We start from the raw sequence: 21341 nt of genomic DNA on the forward strand, positions 1-21341 counted from the left end.
ACTGCTGAACGTCGACTCTGCAGATTGGGCAACAGGTGGATATCACCTTCATGGTCGCGCTGGTAATAGCGTTGGCCCTATTCTTTGACTTCACCAACGGCTTTCACGACACAGCCAACGCGATGGCCACGCCTATCGCTACGGGGGCGATCAAGCCCAAAACGGCCGTTGCCTTGGCTGCGGTCCTCAACCTCGTGGGTGCCTTCCTCTCAACGGAAGTGGCCAAGACCATTTCCGGCGGTCTGATCCGGGAAGGTTCTGACGGAATCCACATCACGCCGGACATTATCTTTGCCGGCCTTATGGGCGCCGTCCTGTGGAACATGATCACCTGGCTCAAGGGCCTGCCGTCGAGTTCCTCGCACGCGCTCTTCGGCGGCCTTATCGGCGCCGCGGTAGTGGGCATCGGCTTCCACTCCATCAACTTCGAAACAGTTCTGCAGAAGGTCATCCTTCCCGCGGTCTTTGCACCGCTCATTGCCGGTGGCGTGGCGTACATCTGTACCCGGCTGGCCTATGCGCTTACTTCCAGGCATGATCCTGAAACCGGCGACAAGCTCACCCAGAAGCGTGGCGGTTTCCGGACCGGCCAGATCTTTACCTCCAGCCTCGTGGCCCTGGCCCACGGTACCAACGACGCCCAGAAGACCATGGGCATCATCACTTTGGTCCTCATCGCGGGTGGAACGCAGGCCCCAGGCAGCGGACCGCAGTTCTGGGTCATCGCAGCATGTGCCTTCGCCATCGCGATCGGTACCTACGCGGGCGGCTGGCGCATCATACGCACCATGGGATCCGGTCTGACGGAGGTCAAGCCTGCTCAGGGGTTCTCCGCAGAAACAAGCACCGCCTCCGCGATCCTCGCCTCTTCGCACCTCGGCTTTGCTCTCTCCACTACCCAGGTTGCCTCGGGTTCGGTGATCGGCTCCGGACTCGGCCGAAAAGGTACCTCAGTCCGCTGGGGCACCGCCGGCAAGATCGCGCTTGGTTGGCTGTTCACGCTTCCGGCCTCGGCGATCGTCGGTGCGCTGACAGCCCTGCTTGTAGGAACCGGCACCGTGGGTGTGATTATCGCCGCGGTTGTCGGAACGGCAGCCATCCTGTTCATGTTCGTTGTATCCCGTAAATCGCACGTCGGACACCACAACGCCGTCGAGGTTGAAGAAGCCGGCCACGCCGTCCGGTTCCGCAAGAAGAAGAAGTCACAAAAGACCGCCCCGAGCAAGGACGTGCAGCGATGAAATGGTTGGAACTGCTGCAGGTAGCAGGCGTGACCCTCGTGGCCGCCGTGACGCTTGTGGTCCTCTACTCGCTGGGAGTCCGGCTCACTGCGATAGCCGGCGACATCCAGCACAAGTCACCTGCCCTGGTGCGCTCCCTGGCGTACGTCTGCTTTGGCCTGTGCGGCGTCGCCGTGTTGTTCGGCATTTACCTGATAGTTCCGTACTTCGGAAAGTAGCGCTGTCTCTGGCAGCAACGTCCATTCGGGAGAATAATCAGCTGTGTAGCCATGCGTGTGGCTGCGTGGTTGTGTGATCCGGCAGATATGGGGCTGTCATGAGGTGCCCTTCCCGAAGCAGAGTTTTTGGACTGGCGCCAGTGCTGGTGCTGGCCCTTGCAGCGTGCTTGCCACCCTCTTCCGAGGGACTGTCCCCGCAACCAGGTGCCAGCCCGCAAACAACCGGCACTCCGGGCAGGAACACCTCCACCATCGGCGCCCCCACCGCGGTCCAGCCAGCTGGTCCGGCCGGCCCGGGAGTCCCGCAGGAAAACGCCCCGGTGGTTCGGTGGATCCCCGTAGGGCCGGTAGGGCCCAACGACCCCACATCCGGCCAGCGGTACCTCCTGCTCCAGCAGTTCCAGTGTGATGCCTTGGCCCGGAGCGTGGAGGGCGCCGGGGACGACGCTGTCTGGCTGGCAGGTGCCGCCGTCTGCCGCGCTGTTCAAAGCGGCAAGGCCGAGGATTGGGAAAGAGCATCGAATGCTGTTTCAGCCACCCCCCGGATCCCGGAAAACCAGTGCCTCGAGTTCAGGGTTGCGGCCATGTCGGCCATGATGGTGGCCCAACACCGCAGCAGCCCCACCGCTCTCAAGGTCGAACCTGGCGTGGGCGAAGCATGTCCCCGTCAACTGCGCGGTTTGACCGTGGTGGACGAACAGTTCAGGCCAGTGCCGGGAACACCCCGCGCGTCCGGTCCCAGTACGGGGGGCACCATTGTCCGCCTTGACGGCTACTACGTCCGCATTGGCGAGGTCTTGTTCGACGGTGTGCCTGCAGACGCCGAGTTCGTGGGTGACAGGGAAGATTACGGGACGGTGTATTTGCGCATGCCGCCTGCGAATGGACGTTCGTCCATTCGGATCTCGGTGACAGACACAGTGGACATTGCGGGCGCAGTCACCTTCTTCTATGACAACGCCTCACCGCCTGCCGGTACGGCGGGAACCGGTACCCCGACGGCCGGAGAGCCAACCCCCTCAAACCAGCCTTCGACGTCGGCTGGTGAATCTTCCTCCATGGCATCACCGTGAGCGAGGTCCCCGCGGCCCCCGATGGCAGCAATGCCCGCTGGAAGCGCACCCTCGAGGTGCTCTCGGTGGTCGGTCCGCCTCTGACGGTGGTCACGGCCTTGCTGGTCTACTTCGGGTGGGCGCGCACCGATGCTCAAGCCAAGGCCATGGGATTGGACGTCAGCCTGTTTGGCTATACCGTCCAGGATTTCATTTTGAGGAGCATCCAATCCTTGTTCCAGCCGCTGGCGTGGCTGGCAGTGATTGGCTTGCTCTGGCTCATGCTCGACCGTGCTGTGGCGCGCGTCCTCGAGTCTTCCCGGCACAGGAAGCTGGTGATGTTGTCCGCTACGGTGGTTCTCCTTCTGGGTTTCATCTTTGCCGCCGTGATGTGGATCGTTGTGACGGCACGCCCTGGACAGAGCGGGCTTTATGCGCCCTTTCTGATCGCGGCCGGACTGGTGGTGGGGTCTTGGGGCCTTAGCGTTCGACGCCGGGCGGCCGGGTTGGCCGTACAGGGCGGCTATGCCGGTCGGCGGGGAATTGAAGGGTGGCTGGTGTTTGTCCTGGTCACGCTGCTTCTGTTCTGGGGCACGTCCGACTACGCGCAGGCGCTGGGCAGGGGAGCGGCCATCGACTACCAGGAACGTGCCCACCTGCTGCCCACCGCCGTCGTGTACAGCAAAGAGCGGTTGGCCGTCACGGTGCCGAACGTCAAGGAAGAGGCGGCCGGGACGGAAGCAGCCCCGTTGTACCGGTACACCGGCCTTCGCCTGCTGGTGGTCAGCGGCGGACGGATCTTCCTGCTGAACGACGGATGGTCGCTCGACAGGGGCCGGGTAGTGGTTCTTCCGGACAACGGCAGCGTGCGCGTGGAGTATGGGAACCCTGCTTCGGACTGACTAGTCTGGGGCCATGTCGACCTTCCAGTACTACGTTGCTTCCACCATCGACGGTTTCATCGCATCACCGGATGACGACCTCGGCTGGCTCCTGCAGTTCGAAAGCGTTGACGGCGTGAATGAGGGCATCGAGTCGTTCATGGCCGGCGTAGGCTGCATCGCCATGGGCGGGGACACCTACAGGTGGCTCATGGACCACCAACCGGACACGTGGCCCTACCCTGACATCCCATGCTGGGTCTTTACGCATCACGAGTACTCCGCACCCGCTGGCGCGGACATCACCTTCGTCCGGGGCGATGTCACGGAGTTCGCCCCGGACCTGCTGAAGGACGCCGGTGCCAAGAATGTCTGGTTGCTCGGTGGCGGGGACCTCGTGGCGCAGTTCGCCGATGCCGGCCTGCTCGATGACATCATCGTCACCGTCGTGCCGGTCGTTTTGGGCGCGGGGAAGCCGCTCCTGCCGCTCAAGGGCCCGACGGCGCCGCTTGAGTTGGTCTCGTCCAGGATTCTGGGCGGGGCCGCGGCAGAGTTGCATTACAGGCTGCCGCGGCGTCCGCGCTGACCGCCGGGTCCGGCCGGGGCCGTACTTCAGTGGCGGTTGTCCCTGATCATGTTGGTGATGCGGGCGGTTGAAAGCCTGCGGCCCTTCTCGTCAGTGATCACAATCTCATGGGTGGCCAGGGTGCCGCCCAGGTGGATTGCCGTGCAGGTGCCTGTCACGATGCCCGTGGCTATGGAGCGGTGATGTGTGGCACCCACCTCAATGCCCACAGCGTGGCGTCCCCTTCCCGCGTGCAACGATGCTGCGAAAGACCCCAGGGTTTCGGCCAGCACAACGTGGGCCCCGCCGTGGAGTATGCCCGCCACCTGCGTGTTTCCCTCGACCGGCATGGTAGCCACCATGCGTTCTGCGCTCATTTCGGTGAAACGGATTCCCATTTTCACCACGAGCGTCCCCACTCCGTGCGCGGAAAGCCAATCGTGGAACTCTTCCGGTACTCCGGCCTCGTTGAGTTGGTCCACAAAGCTGTTCGGCGTGAAATTGTCCATCATGCCAACTAGGCTGGCACCTGTGAGTGAAACAACCAAACCGGACCAGATTCCAACGGCCCAGGCTGCTGCCATTGCTACAGCACCCGCCCCCACTGCCACGACCTCCAGCAGCGTCACGGGGGAGGGCCGGCCCAGGTTGCTGGTCCTGGACGGCCACTCCATGGCTTTCCGGGCCTTCTACGCCCTTCCTGCCGAGAACTTCTCCACGGCCCGTGGCCAGCACACCAACGCCGTGCATGGTTTTACGTCGATGCTGATCAACCTGATCAAAGACCAGAAGCCGACCCACGTCGCCGTCGCTTTCGACGTCTCGGACGACACGACCTTCCGGAAGGCGGAGTACAGCGAATACAAGGGCGGCCGCAATGCCACGCCCGCGGAGTTCGCCGGCCAGATCGGCCTCATCGCCCGGGTGATGGAGGCCTGGGGCATCAAGACCATCGCCATGCCCGGGTACGAGGCTGACGACGTCCTGGCGACGTTGGCTTCGCAGGCGGACGCTGCCGGTTTCGAGGTCCTTCTGGTCTCCGGCGACCGGGATGCCTTCCAGCTGATCAACGACAACGTATTTGTGCTTTACCCTAAGCAAGGCGTGAGCAACATCCCCAAGATGGACGCAGCAGCCATTGAGGAAAAGTACTTCGTCAAGCCTGGCCTGTACTCGGACCTCGCCGCGCTCGTGGGAGAGTCCGCCGACAACCTGCCCGGCGTGCCCGGCGTCGGACCCAAGACAGCTGCCAAATGGATCAACCTCTACGGCGGCCTCGAAGGGATCCTGGAAAACCTTGATTCCATCGGGGGCAAGGTTGGCGGGGCGCTCAAGGAGAACCTGGAAAACGTCAAGCGCAACCGGAGGCTGAACCAGTTGCTCACCGACCTGGAACTTCCGATAACCCTGGAAGACCTCCATGAGCCGCGCCCCGATCGCCAGGCCATCGAGGAACTCTTTGAGGAGCTTGAATTCCGGACCCTTCGCACAAGGCTGTTCGACCTTTACGGCGATGACACTGCCGGGGCTGCGCCGGACACCATCGATGCCCCGGAGTTCGCCACCCTCACGGGTGCCCAGGAACTGGAGGCGTTTTTCGCTGCCGGTTCCGGGGTGCGGTCCGCCCTTGCCGTCCAGCTTGTCCCGGGCCGCATCGGCGATGACGCCAGTGCCCTGGCAGTCGTCCGCACCAACGGTGCGGCCTACATTGAGCTGACCGGCCTGGATGCCGCGGCTGAGGACGTGCTGGCCCGCTGGCTGCGCGACCCCGAAGAAGCCAAGGTCCTGCACGAGTTCAAATCGGCGCTCAAGGCGCTGCACAACCGCGGCCTGGGCCTCGAAGGCGTTGTGGATGACACGTCGGTCTCCGGCTACCTGATCCAGCCGGACCGCCGCAGTTACGATCTCGCAGAACTCGCACAGGTTCACCTCAAGATCACCCTCGGCCCCGCCGTCGCCCAGTCCGGACAACTGGAACTGGACCTGTCCGGCGAAACGGACCAAGCCGCCGCCGCAGCGCTGGTGCAGCATGCCGCCGTCGTGCAGGCCCTCAGCAAGCACTTCGAAAAGGAGCTGGCGGACCGCAACGCCGACGCCCTCCTGACCACCCTGGAGCTTCCGGTGGCGCGCGTCCTCGCGCAGATGGAACTGACAGGCATCTTCGTTTCCCAGGAGCGCATGGATGAGCAACTGGCTGATCTGACGAAGGTGATCGAAAGCGCCCAGGAGCAGGCCTTCGCGGCGATCGGCCATGAAGTGAATCTGGGCTCGCCCAAGCAGCTGCAGACTGTCCTGTTCGAGGAACTGGGACTGCCCAAGACCAAGAAGATCAAGTCCGGCTACACCACTGACGCCGCCTCACTCAAGGCGCTGCTGGAAAAGACCGGTCACGAATTCCTCGTCCAGCTCATGGCACACCGGGAGTCTTCCAAGCTGGCACAAATGGTGGAGACCCTGAAAAAGTCGGTCGCCGACGACGGACGGATCCACACCACCTACGCGCAGAACATCGCCGCCACGGGCCGCATCTCCTCGAACAACCCCAACCTGCAAAACATCCCCGTTCGCAGTGAAGAAGGTCGACGCGTCCGCAGTATCTTCATGGTCAGTGAGGGCTATGAGTGCTTGTTGTCCGCTGACTATTCCCAGATCGAAATGCGCATCATGGCGCACCTGTCCGGCGATCAAGCGTTGATCCAGGCTTACCGGGATGGGGAAGACCTGCACCGCTTCGTGGGATCGCGGATCTTCAACGTCGAGCCTGCGGAAGTCACCAGCGCCATGCGCTCCAAAGTGAAGGCGATGTCATATGGTTTGGCCTATGGCCTCACGTCCTTTGGGCTTTCCAAGCAGCTGGAAATCTCCGTGGATGAGGCCAGGACCCTCATGAAGGACTACTACGACCGTTTCGGAGCCGTTCGCGCATACCTGGACGGCGTCAGGGACCAGGCGCGGATCGATGGCTACACCGCCACCATCGAAGGCCGCCGGCGCTACCTCCCGGACCTGACCAGCACCAACCGCCAGGCCCGCGAAGCAGCCGAACGTATCGCCCTGAACTCACCCATCCAGGGCTCCGCTGCAGACATCATCAAGCGCGCCATGCTGGGCGTGTCGGCTGAGCTCGCCAGCCAGGGACTCAAGTCACGCATGCTGCTGCAGGTCCATGACGAACTCGTGCTCGAAGTGGCTCCCGGGGAGCGGGAGGCCGTGGAGAAACTGGTCATCGAGCAGATGGGTTCGGCAGCGGACCTGTCGGTTCCCCTCGATGTCCAGATCGGCGTCGGTTCCAGCTGGTACGAGGCCGGGCACTAATCTCCGTCAAGCAATTCCTTGATCGCTTGGGGGCGCGCCGCCGTGATGGTAGCGCGCCCCCAGGTGTCTGGCTAGGCTCGAAGGCGTGGCTGATCCCAAGGAAGACAACACCGCAAAATATTCCGTCCAGAGATTCCCCGTTGTTGCTGATCGCAATGATGCGGCGTACAGCCGTTCAACCCGCTGGGTGCAGGCAGTGTCCCACGGGTTCCACCAGCAGCGGCGGGACGACGACTACCTCGCCAAGACCTTGGCGGCTTACCAAACAGACAAGCGTGAGCTGACCGGCGTCTACCTCACAGGTCAGGTGCCTGAGCATTCGCTCGCTGCCGACGTTCCTGTGGCAACGTACGCCACTATGCGCAAGACGCTGAACATTGGCTTTGGGCGCACGCTGGAGTCCAACCTGATTACCGCCGTGACGGTCCGCGGCACCCACCGACGCAACGGAATCCTGCGGGGAATGATCACCGCGGACCTGGAAGGCGCCAAGGATGACGGCCTTGCCATGGCGGCACTGACTGCTTCCGAAGGTTCCATCTATGGGCGCTTCGGGTTCGGTGTCGCCACCTTTGAACGCAGCATCACGGTGGACACAGGCCCGCGCTTCCGGCTCAAAGGCCGGTCTTCTGGAACAGTCGAAGTAGCGGACCCCTCAGTCCTCCTGGACGTAGCACCGCAGGTCTTTGCCAGGGTTCACCACCTTTCGCCGGGTTCCGTGGACCGGCAGGAGTATTACCGGCTGCTTGCCGCGGGATCGATTGGCCATGACGGCAAGCCCGACCTCTCCGTTCGTTCAGCGTTGCACTACGACGCCTCCGGGACCTTGGATGGCTATGTCTCGTACCGGTTCAAGGGCTGGGACCACAAGCCGTACACCATGGAAATAGTGGATCTCGTGGCGGCAAGCAATGCGGCGTACCTCGACCTCTGGCGTTTCCTGGGAAGCATCGACCTCATCGAGCAGGTGACCTGGATCGAAGCTCCCGTGGACGATCCTTTGGCGTGGGCGCTTGACGATCCCCGGTGCATCGAGTCCTCTGACGTCCGTGACATGCTGTGGCTCAGGATCCTCGATGCCAAGGCAGCGTTGGAAGCCAGAAGCTTTCCCGTCTCCGACCGCTTGGTAATGCAGGTTACGGACTCCCTGGGCTTGGCGGAGGGCACCTGGGTTCTGGAGTCCGACGGCGGTGCTGCCGCCGTCGTCAATGACGCCACCGGAACTGCGCCCGACCTCAGCCTGGACGTAGCCGACCTCGCTTCCATCTACCTGGGCGCGGTCTCGCCGGTGACGCTCGCCGCCGCCGGCCGTATCCGCGAGCACACACCAGGCTCTGCCTTCCGGGCGCAGCAATTGTTCACAGTGGAACGCCCGGCCCACTGTCTGACACACTTCTAACGGCGGCACCTGGAGTCGGTGCTGCTTCACATCAAAGTCACATGGCAACAACGTCAGTAAGGACATCCATGGGGGATTCCAAGCGGCGGGCTTTGGCCGGCCGGCGATCGGTGCTGCTTGGAATGGCAGGCTTGGCGACTGCTGTTCTGGCGGGATGCGCCGACGGGGGAACCGGAACCGTCCCACCCGCTCCGGAACAAGATGTGGCAGCTGACCACCGGCGGCCTTCAGGACCTGCCACGCCGCCACCCTCCATTGCCGCCAAGTCCAGCGAGCAGGTCGCTGCCGCACGGGCACAGCCGACGCCAAGGCCGCTGGTCCTGCCCAACAAAGGGACAGTCGTGGCGGAGTTCGCGGGCAGGAAACCCCAGGAATGGGGGCTCCATGTCACAGGCGTCGTCAACGACGCTCCTTCCAAGCAGGCCGCGCTGACGTTCGATGCCTGCGGCGGCCCGGGTGGTTCGGACTGCGATCACGAACTGCTGCGGACCCTGCGTCGGCTCAATGTTCCCGCGACCCTCTTCGTCAACAGCCGCTGGATCCGCACCAATCAAGCACTCTCCGCCGAGTTGGCGGCGGATCCGTTGTTCGAACTTGCCAACCACGGCACCTCGCACCTGCCGTTATCCGTGAACGGGAGGTCCGCTTACGGCATCGTCGGAACAGCCAATGTTTCGGCGGCGTATGACGAACTCGCCGGCAACCAGCAATCCATGTACGACACTTTCGGGAAGACGCCACGGTTCTTCCGCCCCGGGACTGCGTTTTACGACGACGTCACGGCGGCCATGACACGCAGGCTCGGAATGTTGCCGGTGAATTTCACGATCAATGGCGACGGCGGAGCAACGTTTCCGGCGGCCACCGTCGCCACCGAGGTGGGCCGGGTCCGCCCCGGGGACATCGTCATTTCACACTTCAACAGGCCGGCGGGTGCGACTGCGGAAGGCTACGCGCGCATCCTCCCACGGCTGCTGGACAAGGGTATTTCCTTTGCTCGCCTGGGGGACGTGCTGTAGCCATATCACTGCTTTTGACCCTGCTTTGCCCTTGCGACTAGAATAAACGGGCGTGTACTACGTGCATGCATCCATTTTGTACTAATCCACAAATCAGGACGACCCGGCGATGTGCCGTGTCTGCCGCCCGGACCCGGACGGCAGCGGTTTGCCTGACCGACTAACTATCCACAACGGAGCCCCTACTACATGACCATCACCTCCACCGAGAAGCCCGGTACCCCCGTAGTCGCGATTAACGACATCGGTACCGCTGAGGACTTCCTCGCAGCTGTCGACGCCACCATCAAGTACTTCAACGACGGAGACCTCGTCGAAGGTACCGTCGTTAAGGTCGACCGCGACGAAGTTCTGCTCGACATCGGTTACAAGACCGAAGGTGTCATCCCTTCCCGTGAGCTTTCCATCAAGCACGACGTCGACCCCGGCGAAGTTGTTGCTGTTGGCGACCAGGTCGAAGCCCTGGTTCTCACCAAGGAAGACAAAGAAGGCCGTCTGATCCTCTCCAAGAAGCGTGCTCAGTACGAGCGTGCCTGGGGCGACATCGAGAAGGTCAAGGAAGAAGACGGCGTCGTTACCGGTACCGTCATCGAGGTTGTCAAGGGTGGCCTCATCCTGGACATCGGCCTGCGCGGCTTCCTGCCCGCATCCCTCGTCGAGATGCGTCGCGTCCGCGACCTGGCTCCGTACATCGGTCAGCAGATCGAAGCCAAGATCATCGAGCTCGACAAGAACCGCAACAACGTTGTTCTGTCCCGCCGTGCATGGCTCGAGCAGACCCAGTCCGAGGTCCGTTCCACGTTCCTCAACAAGCTGGAAAAGGGCCAGGTCCGCCCCGGCGTTGTTTCCTCCATCGTCAACTTCGGTGCATTCGTGGACCTTGGCGGCGTAGACGGCCTCGTCCACGTTTCCGAGCTCTCCTGGAAGCACATCGACCACCCGTCCGAGGTTGTCGAGGTTGGCCAGGAAGTCACCGTCGAGGTCCTCGAAGTGGATCTGGACCGCGAGCGTGTCTCCCTGTCGCTCAAGGCTACGCAGGAAGACCCGTGGCAGACCTTCGCCCGCACCCACGCCCTCGGCCAGGTTGTTCCGGGTAAGGTCACCAAGCTGGTTCCGTTCGGTGCGTTCGTTCGCGTCGAAGACGGCATCGAAGGCCTCGTTCACATCTCCGAGCTGGCTGTTCGCCACGTTGAACTCGCCGAGCAGGTTGTCTCCGTTGGCGACGAACTGTTCGTCAAGGTCATCGACATCGACCTCGAGCGTCGCCGCATCTCCCTCTCCCTCAAGCAGGCCAACGAGGGCGTTGACGCAGACAGCACCGAGTTCGATCCCGCTCTGTACGGCATGGCCGCTGAGTACGACGAAGAGGGCAACTACAAGTACCCCGAGGGCTTCGACCCCGAGTCGAACGAATGGCTCGAAGGCTACGAAGCACAGCGTGCCGCTTGGGAGCAGCAGTACGCTGACGCCCAGACCCGCTGGGAAGCCCACAAGAAGCAGGTTGCCCAGCACGCTGCCGACGACGCTGCAGCTGCAACGTCCGGTGAGAGCGATTCCGGCGCTACCAGCTACTCCTCGGAGCCGGCTGCAGCTGAGTCGAACGCCGGCACCCTGGCATCCGACGAAGCCCTCGCCGCACTGCGCGAGAAGCTGACCGGCAACTAATTCCGCCTCCCTCACGGGATGTGCTGAATAGCCAACAAAGGATCCCTGCCTTCGGGCAGGGGTCCTTTGTGCTTTAACCGCTACTCTTCAGGCAGGAACATCAATCCATTCGGTGGCTTCAGGTCTGAGGAGCGAGCTCCCCGCCGTCAGTGCCGCCACCCGCGCGTGGGCCTCCGCGATAACCTGCGGTTCATCTGCAACCGCTATCCGGAGGACGGCGTGCCGGGCCTCGTACCGCGTTTCTGCCATGACGTAGCCAGCATTGCGGAGTTCGTTGTCCAGACGGCCTGCATCCGCGTGGGAAACCTCAATGGCGCACAAACGCAGCCGCCGGCGCTGAACCAGGGGAGCGAGGTCCAGCGCCGCTGAGACCGATTCAGAGTAGGCACGGACCAGGCCACCGGCACCCAGGAGAATGCCGCCGAAATAGCGGACGACGACGACGGCGACGTCGCTGAGGTCCGTCACCCCTGGCGATGACTCCCGCTTGATGAGTGCTTCAAGCATCGGTATGCCCGCAGTGCCTGACGGTTCACCGTCGTCGCTGGATCGTTGGATCATCCGATCCGGGCCGATCACGAACGCAGAGCAGTGATGCCGCGCGTCATGGAACTCCCGTCGTAGCCCCGCCACGAGATCCCGCGCGGTGTGCTCATCGCCCGACCGGCGCATGACAGTGATGAAACGTGATCGACGTATCTCGAGTTCATGCCGGAAATCGGGTCCTGAGGCGAGTGTGGTGTATCTGGTAGCCCGGCTTTCGTCCTCAATTTCCACCGCTTCAGTCTAGTGTTGAGGGGTGCTGAAAATCGGACTGACGGGCGGCATCGCCTCAGGGAAATCGTTGGTGTCCTCAAGGCTGCAGGAGCTGGGGGCCGTCCTCATAGACGCTGATGTCCTTGCCCGGCAGGTGGTGGAACCCGGGACGCCAGGCTTGGAGCAGCTCGTCGAAGCATTTGGCACCGACATCCTGGACCCGGATGGCCGGCTGGACCGGCCCAGGCTGGGCTCCATCGTGTTTCGAGATCCGGCGCAACGCGAGGTCCTGAACGGCATCGTCCATCCGCTGGTCCGCAGGGCGGCAGCAGCCATCATGGACAGCGCCTGCACCGGCGACATCGTGGTGCAGGACATCCCGCTCCTGGTGGAGACCGGGCAGGGCCGCAACTTCCACTTGGTGGTTGTAGTTGACGCGCCCGAAGACGTGCGCGTCCAGCGCATGGTGGAGTTCCGGGGAATGGACCCCGAAGACGCCCGTTCCCGCATGGCGGCACAGGCTGGTCGGGCAGAACGGAACGCCGCCGCGGACGTCATTCTTGACAATGCAGGAAGCCCTGACCAGCTGCTGGCTTCGGTCGATGCACTTTGGGAGCAACGATTGGCGCCTTTTGCGGACAACATCAAGCGCGGTGTCAGGGCACCCCGGACCGCTGGTCCGGTGATGGTGAAGCCGGCGGGGGACTGGGCAGCGCAAGCCCAGCGTCTGGCGGAGCGCATCTCGGCTGCCGTTCCCGAAGCTTTGGCCGTCGACCACATCGGCTCGACCTCCGTGCCGGGCTTGCCGGCCAAGGACGTCCTGGACCTCCAGCTGGCTGTGCCGGACCTGGCAACCGCGGACAGGATCACGCCCTTGCTGGCTACGGCCGGCTTTCCGGAGGTTCCCGGGGTCAGGGAGGACACTCCCAAGCCCTCGGACCCTGATCCGGCGTCGTGGCAGAAGCGGTTCCATGCCAATGCTGATCCAGGCAGGCCCGTTAATCTGCATGTCCGTGCGGTCGGGTCAGCCGGTTGGCAGTACGCGTTGCTGTTCCGCGATTGGTTGCGCGGGGATCCTTCAGCCATGGCGCAGTACGAAGCCCTCAAAAGCCAGTTGGCGGCCGCCCATTCCGGCGACAACGGAACGGCTGCGTACGCCGGGGCCAAGGAACCGTGGTTTACCAATGTGGCCTGGCCCGCCATGGAAGAGTGGGCCGCGCGCACCGGCTGGACACCGCCGTCGTACTCATCTTCCGCTGTGCGCAAACGCGGACAGTAGCTGTCCTGGGGCGGGGGTAGATTTGATGCATGAGCCTTGCCCAGGAAATCAACCGTGTCGTCGCGCCCTTTGAAGTTGTCAGTGACTACAAGCCTGCCGGTGATCAGCCAACCGCCATCGCAGAGCTGACCGAACGCATCAAGAACGGTGAGAAGGACGTAGTCCTCCTGGGCGCCACCGGAACGGGTAAGAGCGCCACCACGGCCTGGCTCATAGAGCAGGTTCAGCGGCCAACGCTGGTGATGGTCCAGAACAAGACCCTTGCCGCGCAGCTGGCCAACGAATTCCGGGAGCTGCTGCCAAACAATGCGGTTGAGTACTTCGTGTCGTACTACGACTACTACCAACCGGAAGCCTACGTAGCGCAGACTGACACGTTCATCGAAAAGGACTCCTCCATCAACGAGGAAGTCGAACGCTTGCGCCACTCCGCAACCAACGCCTTGTTGACCCGACGGGATGTCATCGTGGTGGCCACGGTGTCGTGCATCTACGGTCTGGGTACGCCCGAGGAGTACATTGCGGGCATGGTGACGCTGCGCAAGGGGGCGGAGATGAACCGCGACCATCTCCTGAGGAAGTTCGTCTCCATGCAGTACGCCCGCAATGATATGGACTTTCACCGGGGAACGTTCCGGGTTCGTGGCGACACCGTGGAGATCATTCCCATGTACGAAGAACTTGCCATCAGGATCGAATTCTTCGGCGATGAGATCGAGAACATCCAAACACTCCACCCCCTGACCGGCGAGGTCATCCGGGACGAGGAAGAGATGTACGTGTTCCCAGCGTCGCACTATGTCGCGGGTCCAGAGCGGATGGCCCGGGCCATCAAGCGGATCGAAGACGAACTCGCCGACCGCTTGAAGGTCCTTGAAGCCCAGAACAAGCTGGTGGAAGCACAGCGCCTGCGGATGCGAACCACCTATGACCTCGAAATGATGCAGCAGATGGGCTTCTGCAACGGCATTGAAAACTACTCGGTGCACATTGACGGCCGCGATCCCGGCACGGCACCGCACTGCCTCCTCGATTACTTCCCCGATGACTTCCTGCTGGTGGTCGACGAATCGCATGTCACCATTCCCCAGATCGGTGCAATGTATGAAGGCGACATGTCCCGCAAGCGCAACCTTGTGGACTTCGGTTTCCGCCTGCCTTCGGCCATGGACAACCGTCCGCTGAAATGGGATGAATTCCTGGAGCGCATCGGCCAGACGGTCTACCTTTCGGCGACGCCCGGCAAGTACGAGCTCGGCAAGGCCGATGGCTACGTCCAGCAGATCATCCGTCCCACCGGACTTATCGACCCGGAGGTCGTGGTCAAACCCACCAAGGGCCAGATCGACGATCTTCTCGGCGAGATCCGGATCCGTACGGAGAAGAACGAGCGTGTCCTCGTGACCACACTGACCAAGCGGATGGCGGAAGACCTCACCGATTACCTGGTGGGCCATGGCATCAAGGTTGAGTACCTGCACTCCGACGTCGACACGTTGAGGCGCGTGGAGCTGCTCCGTGAGCTCCGGATGGGCGTCTTTGATGTCCTCGTGGGCATCAACCTGTTGAGGGAAGGCTTGGACCTGCCCGAAGTCTCCTTGGTGAGCATCCTCGACGCCGACAAGGAAGGCTTTCTGCGTTCCTCCACCTCCCTGATCCAGACCATCGGCCGTGCCGCCCGTAACGTTTCAGGCCAGGTCCATATGTACGCTGACAAAATCACCGACTCGATGGCGCACGCCATTGATGAGACGAACCGTCGCCGTGCCATCCAGGTCAAATACAACACGGAACACGGCATCGACCCCCAGCCGCTGCGCAAGAAGATCGCCGACATTACCGACCAATTGGCCAAGGAAGACGCTGATACCCAGGAGCTGCTCAACAACAACAGACTGGCCAAGGGCGGCAAACGTGGCAAGTCCGCTGCCAAGGGTGCCGCCACTGTCCGTCAGGACGGCCTCGCCGCTGCTCCTGCCGAGGACCTGGTGGGCCTTATCGAACAGCTCACGGAACAAATGCATGGTGCCGCTGCCGAATTGCAATTCGAAGTAGCTGCAAGGATCCGTGACGAAGTCAAGGAGTTGAAGCGCGAATTACGCCAGATGCAAACCGCTGGCCACGCCTAGGGTATGGTTTAAGCCACGTAGGGGAGTATCCCAAGCGCTAGGTTCGTCAGCACGCAAGGCATGGTTGCCTCGCCGGGCCTAGCGGGTCACCATGTCAGAGCATCAAACGCTCCGCGGTGGCCGGAGAGACTTACACCGTTTTCCCGTACCCTGCGAAAGGCCCTTTAATGGAGCTCCCTGTCTGGTTCGAGGTCGGCTCGTTCGTCGTCCTCGGAATTATCCTGCTGATCGACCTGCTTTTGGTGGTCAAGCGCCCTCACGAACCCTCAATGAAGGAAGCCGGCCTCTGGGTCGCCTTCTACGTGGCCCTGGCCATGGTGTTCGCCGGAGCCATGTTCTACTTCACGGGTCCCGAGTACGGCAGCCAGTTCATTGCGGGCTGGGTCACTGAGTACAGTCTCAGCATCGACAACCTGTTTGTCTTCATCATCATCATGGCCCGCTTCGCTGTGCCCCGTAAGTACCAGCAGGAAGTGCTGATGGTGGGCATCATCATCGCGTTGGTTCTCCGCGGCATTTTCATCGCCCTCGGTGCCGTGGTCATCGAGCAGTTCAGCTGGGTGTTCTACATCTTCGGTGCCTTCCTGTTGTGGACCGCCTGGAAGCAGGCCAAGGACTCCGGCGAGGATGAAGAAGAGGGTGCCGAAAACCCCTTGATCGGACGCCTCCGCAAGGTTCTTCCGATGTCCGAAAAGTTCGACGGCGGCAAGTTGCGGACCACTGTTGACGGCAAGAAGGTCTTCACCCCCATGCTGATCGTCTTCGTGACCATCGGCCTGACCGACCTCCTGTTCGCCGTCGATTCGATCCCCGCGATCTTCGGCCTCACGCAGAGCGCCTTCATCGTCTTTACGGCCAACATCTTCGCCCTGATGGGCCTCCGTCAGCTGTACTTCCTGCTCGGCGGTCTCATGACCCGTCTTGTGTACCTGAAGCACGCGTTGTCGGTGATCCTGGCGTTCATCGGCGTCAAGCTGGTCCTGCACGCCATGCACGTCAACGAACTTCCCTTCATCAACGGCGGACACCACATCGAATGGGCGCCGGAGATTCCCACCTATGTGTCGCTCGCGGTCATCGTCGGAACGATCGTCGTGGCAGTCGTCGCAAGCCTGCTCAGCCCGGCGGCCCGCCAGGCCAAGCTGGACGCCCGGCTGGAAGAAGACGCACGAAAGAGCATGAGCGAAGCAGAGTAAGTTCAGCGGAAGTTGTAGTCTCATCACGTGACTACCTCCTCAACTACGGCGCTGGACCCACACCGGGTCCAGCGCCGTACTGTTTTCCTGCTCAGTGCGTCCCAATTGCTCAGCGGTGTCGGGAACGGCGCCACCCTGTCCATCGGCTCTTTGCTCGCCGTCGACCTCTCCGGATCTGAAGCGTGGGCAGGTTCCATCACGACGATGCTGACCCTGGCGGCAGCGGTCGCTGCCCTTCCCTTGGCGCGGCTGGCGGAGGCCCGCGGGCGACGGGTGGGTCTGGTCACTGGACTGGTCGCGGCAATGATGGGAGCTCTGCTCTTCATCGTCGCCGTGATGACCAGGTCCTTCCCCATCCTGGTCCTGGGTGCCGCGTTACTGGGTCTGGGCACGGCGGCGAACCTCCAGGCACGCTTTGCTGCCGTGGACCTCGCAGAGCCGGAACGTCGGGGCAGGTCGTTGTCCACGGTGGTCTGGGCAATAACCATCGGAGCCGTTGCCGGGCCAAACCTCATTCAGCCCGGCGCTGTTGTGGGGCAGGCCCTGGGCCTGCCTCCCATCGCCGGTCCCTTCGTCTTTTCGGCTGCCGGCCTGCTGTTGGCCTCGGTCCTCCTGTTCCTGGGTTTGAGGCCGGACCCTTTGTTGCTTGCCCGAAGGCTGGCGACAGCTGCAAACGGCGATGACTCCGGTGGTCCCACTCCAAGGGGAACGGTGGCGTCCGGTTTGCGCGCGGTTCGTGCGTCCCGGCAGGCTGTGTTGTCGCTCGTGGCGGTAGTCGCCGCCCATGGAGTGATGGTGGCCGTCATGTCCATGACGCCACTTCACCTTCAGCAGCTGGTGGCAGGATCACACGCCGGCCACCATGGGGGAAGCACCGACGACACGGATGCGCTGGTGGTTATCGGGATTACCATCTCGCTTCACATAGCCGGTATGTTCGCTCTGTCCCCGCTGTGGGGTTGGCTGACGGACAGGGCAGGGCGGCTTCAGACAATTGCCATGGGCCACGGCATGCTTTTGCTGGCAGTCTTTATCGCGGGCTTGGGGCAGAACCAACCCGCGCTGGTGACTGCGGGGTTGGTCCTGCTGGGGCTGGGTTGGTCGGCGGCAACCATTGCGGGTTCCACGCTGCTTGCCGAGAGCGTGAGTCCCGATGCCCGGGTCACCGTCCAAGGAGTTTCGGACACCTTGATGGGTGCCGCGGGAGCGCTCGGCGGCGCAACCTCCGGTCTTCTTCTGGCCTGGATCGGCTACCAGGGACTCAACGTGGCGTCCAGCGTCGTGGTCGCGGCGGTTTTGGTCCTGGCACTCGTTGTGGCCCTCCGGGGGCGTGCCAGCGTAATCAGCCACTGAGGAACCCTGGCCTCAGTCAGTGCGCGTTGCGGACCATGCCAAGGAGCCGCTTGAAAATCCCTTCGCCGTCCTCCGCGATACCGTCGTGGTGGAACTCCGAGGTGACCCATGCTTGGAGTCCGCGGACGGCCGCCGCGGTTTCAAGGGATAGATCGTGGTCCACGTAGATGTCGTCCTGGTAGACGGCGGCAGCAACAGGAACAGTGTTCGTGGCCAACACCGCTGTGTCGTACAGAGGCTTCCAGTCTTTGCGGGCTGCGAGAAGCTCTGCAACGTCACGCAGGGGCACGAGGGCCGGATCCTGCTCGAAGTACCAGGGATAGACCATCTCTCCTGTGAGCAGGGGCTGCTCGGCTCCCGGCTCGAATTCCGGGTATTCGTCCAAAACCCGCCATGCAGCCCAGTTGGTGGCTTCGCCTTGGCCGTAGATTGATTCGTGCAGCACGGCGTACAGTGGGTTGCCGGCCCGGCTGACGAGGCTGCGTACCTGCTCAAGGAACGTTTCTGAAAGCCGTTGACCGTCCAGGGTCTCGATGAAGGCATCTTCCAGGAGGTAATGCAGCGAATCCACCCGGGTGTTGCCACCCAGGAACGAACCCACCATTTGGAACCGTTCCGGGGTCAATCTTTCACCGCTGGCGAGGAACTCCGGTGTCTGTTCCAAGTGCCGGACGATCTTTGTGACCTTTTCACGGTCTTCCGGGTACCACTGGAAATACTCGGCATTACGGGCGGCTACGCGTTTGAATGTGGCCTGATAAACGCGGTCTGCAGGTCCCTCCAGCGGGGCCAGGCCGCCGGTGATGAGGACTTCGCGCAAGCCGGCAGGGGCGAAGGACAGATACGTCAATGCGCAGAACCCGCCAAAGCTCTGGCCCATGACGCTCCAGGGACCTGAGCCGAGGACGCCGCGGATGAATTCGGCATCGGCAACTATGGAATCGGCGCGGAAGTGGGCCAAATACTCCGCCTGGGCTGCGGCATCTCCGCGAAGCTCAAGCGACCGCTGCTCAACAGGCGTCGAAAGACCTGTGCCTCGTTGATCGAGCATCAGGATGCGGAAATCCCTTGCCGCGGCTTTCATCCAGCCTGCCAGGGACGTGATCCGGTTCCCCCTGCCGCCCGGACCACCTTGCAGGAACAACAACCACGGAAGCTTTGCCGCTTCCTCCGCCGTGTGTGCCGTGGAGGAGTACTCCCGGGCGAAGACTGTGATCGTTTCGCCGCTTTCCCCATTGTTGGCGGGTGAATGCACCAAGGGCACTGTGAAATAGTGCTCTGCCGTGCGCACACCGCGGAATTCGTGGCGGGCCCGGATGGTGTGCTCCGGAGTGGATGAGTGCGTCTCAGCCACGGGCAAACGACTCCTGAGCCTGGACGGTCGTAGCCCCAAACGATTCCAAGGCCTCTCCGGTGAGGCGGAACGTGGACCATTCCTCCATGGGAAAAGCGCCAAGCTTCTTGTAGAAGTTGATGGAGGGCTCGTTCCAGTTCAGGACGCTCCATTCAACGCGGGCGTAGCCACGCTCGACGGCGGTCGCGGCCAGGTGCTGCAGGAGTGCCTTGCCGTGTCCTTCGCCACGGGCGTCGGGTTCGACGTAGAGGTCCTCAAGGTAGATCCCGTGGACGCCTTCCCAAGTGGAGTAGTTCAGGAACCACAGGGCAAATCCCTGCACGGTACCGGCTGCGTTTTCCGCGATCGTGGCGTAGACCCGCGGGTTCTCGCCAAAGAGCACTTCAGTGAGCTTCTCCGGTGTGTTCTTGACGGCATCCGGCTCCTTTTCGTAGATCGCAAGATCGTGGATCATACGCAGGATTGCAGGGACGTCTTCAGCGGTAGCGTGGCGGATTACACTCATGCATCCGAGCTTACTAGCAGCAGCGAGGTGTCTTAGCGCCATGCCAGGGTGGAGGATCCGTAGAGCACGGGAGGCCGCCGATAGTGCAGTTGAACGCCATCCACCACCAAGGGCGGCAACACGAAACGGAGCGGTCCATAAGGGCTCGCGCACTCCCGTTCATCCGGAGGCTGCAAGAAGCCTGCTGCATCCGCTCCGTCAGCAGCGGGCAAACTGAAGAGTTCCTCGGCAGTCCGCGCCAACGAGAGCGCGGCGATTCCTCCGGTACCCGTCCCGAGCCGTTCGGCCAAAAGCGCCAGGACGGCTGCGGCCACTCCGTAGCCCGTGGCGTGGTCAAGGGCCTGGACCGGCAGCGCTCCAGGCTTCCACCCGCCGTCGTCCTCTTGACCGTAAACCTCAGCGACGCCGGAAGCCGCCTGCACCAGGCTGTCGAAGCCCCGTCGTTGCTGCCAAGGACCGGCCCTTCCCCAGGCGGACAGTGTTGCCACCACCAGATCAGGCTTATCGGCCAACAGAGCCTCAGCTCCAAGACCGAATCTGTCCAGGCTTCCGTTGCGATAGCCCGACACCACGACATCCGCGGTGCCTATCAGGCCCCGGATGACCTCCAGCTGGGCTGGATCGTCCACATCAGCCACGGCGGAACGTTTGTCGAAACCGCCGTCGACAAAAGCCTCCTCCAATTCCGGAAACCGCGGTGCGTCGATCCGCAGAACGTCGGCCCCAAGGGCTCCCAGGAACCTGGTGGCCGTTGGGCCCGCGATGACGCGCGTCAGGTCCAGGACCCTCAGTCCGGAGAGGGGCCGGAACGGCTCCCTGGACGGTCGCCACTTACTGGAGCGACCCGGGGCAGGCGAACCCAACGAGGGCTCGAAAGCGATCCATGGATCGTAGCTGATTACTGCATGCATGGGGGACGCGAGCCAGTCAGCGCGGGTTCGGACGGCAGCCGCGACGCCGCCGTTGCCGTTGATGGCATTCTCCGCGGCCGCGGACGTCATGGAGAGCAAAGCCTCGTCCACATCCTGCTGTGTGCTGGCGTTCAGCGCTTCCATGAGCCGCGCTGCGTGGTGCGGATAGTTGGCATGCAGGCGGATCCAGCCGTCAGCGGTGCGCCGGAAGCCCGACGCCGGCGCGAACCCTTGGGGTTTGGCCCCGTTGATCCTCAGGTGCCCCAGTGAATCGAAGGAGGCAGCAACTGGCCCGGATGACACTGAATAGCGCCCGGTGGAGCCGGTCAGGGCTTCAAGGGCGGTTGCTGCGGCCTGCACCGATCCCAGGGCAAGGCCCTCCACATCCAGGGCACCGTGCCACCACTTTCGCAGTCCTGTCGTCGCGGTTGGGGTTACCGCCCGCAGCGCCTCAAGGCTCCGCAGGCTGCTGGCCAGGTCCGGGACGTCCATGGCTCGACCGG

Annotated in this window: 18 protein-coding genes; 13 read left to right on the forward strand and 5 right to left on the reverse strand. The window is 62.8% G+C overall.

The window, feature by feature from the left end; translation table 11 throughout:
- Positions 1-35 precede the first annotated feature (35 nt).
- The 5 genes from ACFVSI_RS02755 (at position 36) to ACFVSI_RS02775 (ending at position 3978) form a co-directional block, all read left to right on the forward strand.
- Positions 36-1241, forward strand: coding sequence for an anion permease (locus ACFVSI_RS02755; protein WP_387819610.1), 1206 nt, complete (start codon positions 36-38; stop codon positions 1239-1241).
- Positions 1238-1459, forward strand: coding sequence for a hypothetical protein (locus ACFVSI_RS02760; protein ID WP_262274936.1), 222 nt, complete (start codon positions 1238-1240; stop codon positions 1457-1459). The genes ACFVSI_RS02755 and ACFVSI_RS02760 overlap by 4 nt, the downstream gene beginning before the upstream one ends.
- Positions 1460-1626: 167 nt before the next feature.
- Positions 1627-2532 carry a hypothetical protein gene (locus ACFVSI_RS02765; RefSeq protein ID WP_387819612.1) on the forward strand — a complete coding sequence of 302 codons (906 nt, stop codon included), beginning with the start codon at positions 1627-1629 and terminating at the stop codon, positions 2530-2532.
- Positions 2529-3413: a hypothetical protein gene (locus tag ACFVSI_RS02770; protein ID WP_387819613.1), complete on the forward strand. Its 885-nt coding sequence runs from the start codon at positions 2529-2531 to the stop codon at positions 3411-3413. Before ACFVSI_RS02765 ends, ACFVSI_RS02770 begins: the two co-directional genes overlap by 4 nt.
- A 13-nt stretch (positions 3414-3426) precedes the next feature.
- Positions 3427-3978, forward strand: coding sequence for a dihydrofolate reductase family protein (locus tag ACFVSI_RS02775; protein ID WP_387819615.1), 552 nt, complete (start codon positions 3427-3429; stop codon positions 3976-3978).
- A 26-nt stretch (positions 3979-4004) separates the two neighbouring features.
- Here ACFVSI_RS02775 and ACFVSI_RS02780 read toward each other — a convergent pair whose 3' ends face one another.
- The gene (locus ACFVSI_RS02780) at positions 4005-4469 is read right to left on the reverse strand and encodes a hotdog fold thioesterase (protein ID WP_262274940.1); all 465 of its coding nucleotides are present in this window, start codon (positions 4467-4469) and stop codon (positions 4005-4007) included.
- A 160-nt stretch (positions 4470-4629) separates the two neighbouring features.
- Here ACFVSI_RS02780 and polA point away from each other — a divergent pair, with 160 nt between their 5' ends.
- The 4 genes from polA (at position 4630) to rpsA (ending at position 11355) form a co-directional block, all read left to right on the forward strand.
- Entirely contained in the window at positions 4630-7272 is a 2643-nt protein-coding gene (gene polA / locus ACFVSI_RS02785) for a DNA polymerase I (protein ID WP_387819730.1), read from the forward strand.
- 85 nt (positions 7273-7357) lie between these two features.
- Positions 7358-8671, forward strand: coding sequence for a GNAT family N-acetyltransferase (locus ACFVSI_RS02790; RefSeq protein WP_387819617.1), 1314 nt, complete (start codon positions 7358-7360; stop codon positions 8669-8671).
- Positions 8672-8739: 68 nt separating this feature from the next.
- Positions 8740-9690: a polysaccharide deacetylase family protein gene (locus tag ACFVSI_RS02795; protein ID WP_387819619.1), complete on the forward strand. Its 951-nt coding sequence runs from the start codon at positions 8740-8742 to the stop codon at positions 9688-9690.
- 189 nt (positions 9691-9879) lie between these two features.
- The gene (gene rpsA / locus ACFVSI_RS02800; protein ID WP_144658748.1) at positions 9880-11355 is read left to right on the forward strand and encodes a 30S ribosomal protein S1; all 1476 of its coding nucleotides are present in this window, start codon (positions 9880-9882) and stop codon (positions 11353-11355) included.
- A gap of 87 nt (positions 11356-11442) precedes the next feature.
- On the opposite strand, the gene ACFVSI_RS02805 is transcribed toward rpsA, so the two are convergent.
- Positions 11443-12132, reverse strand: a complete 690-nt coding sequence (locus tag ACFVSI_RS02805) for an IMPACT family protein (RefSeq protein WP_387819620.1) — start codon at positions 12130-12132, stop codon at positions 11443-11445.
- Positions 12133-12154: 22 nt separating this feature from the next.
- Here ACFVSI_RS02805 and coaE point away from each other — a divergent pair, with 22 nt between their 5' ends.
- The 4 genes from coaE (at position 12155) to ACFVSI_RS02825 (ending at position 18068) form a co-directional block, all read left to right on the forward strand.
- Positions 12155-13390 (forward strand): dephospho-CoA kinase, encoded by a 1236-nt coding sequence (gene coaE, locus ACFVSI_RS02810; protein ID WP_387819622.1) that lies wholly within the window; start codon positions 12155-12157, stop codon positions 13388-13390.
- Between the two features lie 29 nt (positions 13391-13419).
- Positions 13420-15519 carry an excinuclease ABC subunit UvrB gene (gene uvrB / locus ACFVSI_RS02815; RefSeq protein WP_387819624.1) on the forward strand — a complete coding sequence of 700 codons (2100 nt, stop codon included), beginning with the start codon at positions 13420-13422 and terminating at the stop codon, positions 15517-15519.
- Between the two features lie 167 nt (positions 15520-15686).
- Positions 15687-16715 (forward strand): TerC family protein, encoded by a 1029-nt coding sequence (locus ACFVSI_RS02820; protein WP_144658752.1) that lies wholly within the window; start codon positions 15687-15689, stop codon positions 16713-16715.
- Positions 16716-16742: 27 nt separating this feature from the next.
- Entirely contained in the window at positions 16743-18068 is a 1326-nt protein-coding gene (locus tag ACFVSI_RS02825) for an MFS transporter (RefSeq protein WP_387819627.1), read from the forward strand.
- 16 nt (positions 18069-18084) lie between these two features.
- Here the strand turns inward: ACFVSI_RS02825 and ACFVSI_RS02830 are convergent, their stop codons facing one another.
- From ACFVSI_RS02830 to ACFVSI_RS02840, 3 genes are read right to left on the reverse strand one after another with little or no spacing between them, the layout of a single operon-like run.
- Positions 18085-19422: an alpha/beta fold hydrolase gene (locus ACFVSI_RS02830; protein WP_387819629.1), complete on the reverse strand. Its 1338-nt coding sequence runs from the start codon at positions 19420-19422 to the stop codon at positions 18085-18087.
- Complete coding sequence (locus ACFVSI_RS02835; RefSeq protein WP_387819631.1) at positions 19415-19927, reverse strand: GNAT family N-acetyltransferase; 513 nt, start codon at positions 19925-19927, stop codon at positions 19415-19417. Before ACFVSI_RS02835 ends, ACFVSI_RS02830 begins: the two co-directional genes overlap by 8 nt.
- Before the next feature lie 32 nt (positions 19928-19959).
- Positions 19960-21330, reverse strand: a complete 1371-nt coding sequence (locus ACFVSI_RS02840; RefSeq protein ID WP_387819633.1) for a CoA transferase — start codon at positions 21328-21330, stop codon at positions 19960-19962.
- Positions 21331-21341 lie beyond the last annotated feature (11 nt).

Source organism: Paenarthrobacter sp. NPDC057981 (assembly GCF_042886835.1).
Lineage (GTDB): Bacteria > Actinomycetota > Actinomycetes > Actinomycetales > Micrococcaceae > Arthrobacter.

Coding starts and splice junctions, on each gene's coding strand:
- polA (WP_387819730.1), top strand. CDS start 4,630: ATGGCTTTCCGGGCCTTCTACGCCCTTCCTGCCGAGAACTTCTCCACG.
- ACFVSI_RS02820 (WP_144658752.1), top strand. CDS start 15,687: ATGGAGCTCCCTGTCTGGTTCGAGGTCGGCTCGTTCGTCGTCCTCGGA.
- ACFVSI_RS02840 (WP_387819633.1), bottom strand. CDS start 21,330: ATGGACGTCCCGGACCTGGCCAGCAGCCTGCGGAGCCTTGAGGCGCTG.
- ACFVSI_RS02775 (WP_387819615.1), top strand. CDS start 3,427: ATGTCGACCTTCCAGTACTACGTTGCTTCCACCATCGACGGTTTCATC.
- rpsA (WP_144658748.1), top strand. CDS start 9,880: ATGACCATCACCTCCACCGAGAAGCCCGGTACCCCCGTAGTCGCGATT.
- ACFVSI_RS02795 (WP_387819619.1), top strand. CDS start 8,740: ATGGGGGATTCCAAGCGGCGGGCTTTGGCCGGCCGGCGATCGGTGCTG.
- ACFVSI_RS02760 (WP_262274936.1), top strand. CDS start 1,238: ATGAAATGGTTGGAACTGCTGCAGGTAGCAGGCGTGACCCTCGTGGCC.
- ACFVSI_RS02835 (WP_387819631.1), bottom strand. CDS start 19,927: ATGAGTGTAATCCGCCACGCTACCGCTGAAGACGTCCCTGCAATCCTG.
- uvrB (WP_387819624.1), top strand. CDS start 13,420: ATGAGCCTTGCCCAGGAAATCAACCGTGTCGTCGCGCCCTTTGAAGTT.
- ACFVSI_RS02780 (WP_262274940.1), bottom strand. CDS start 4,469: ATGATGGACAATTTCACGCCGAACAGCTTTGTGGACCAACTCAACGAG.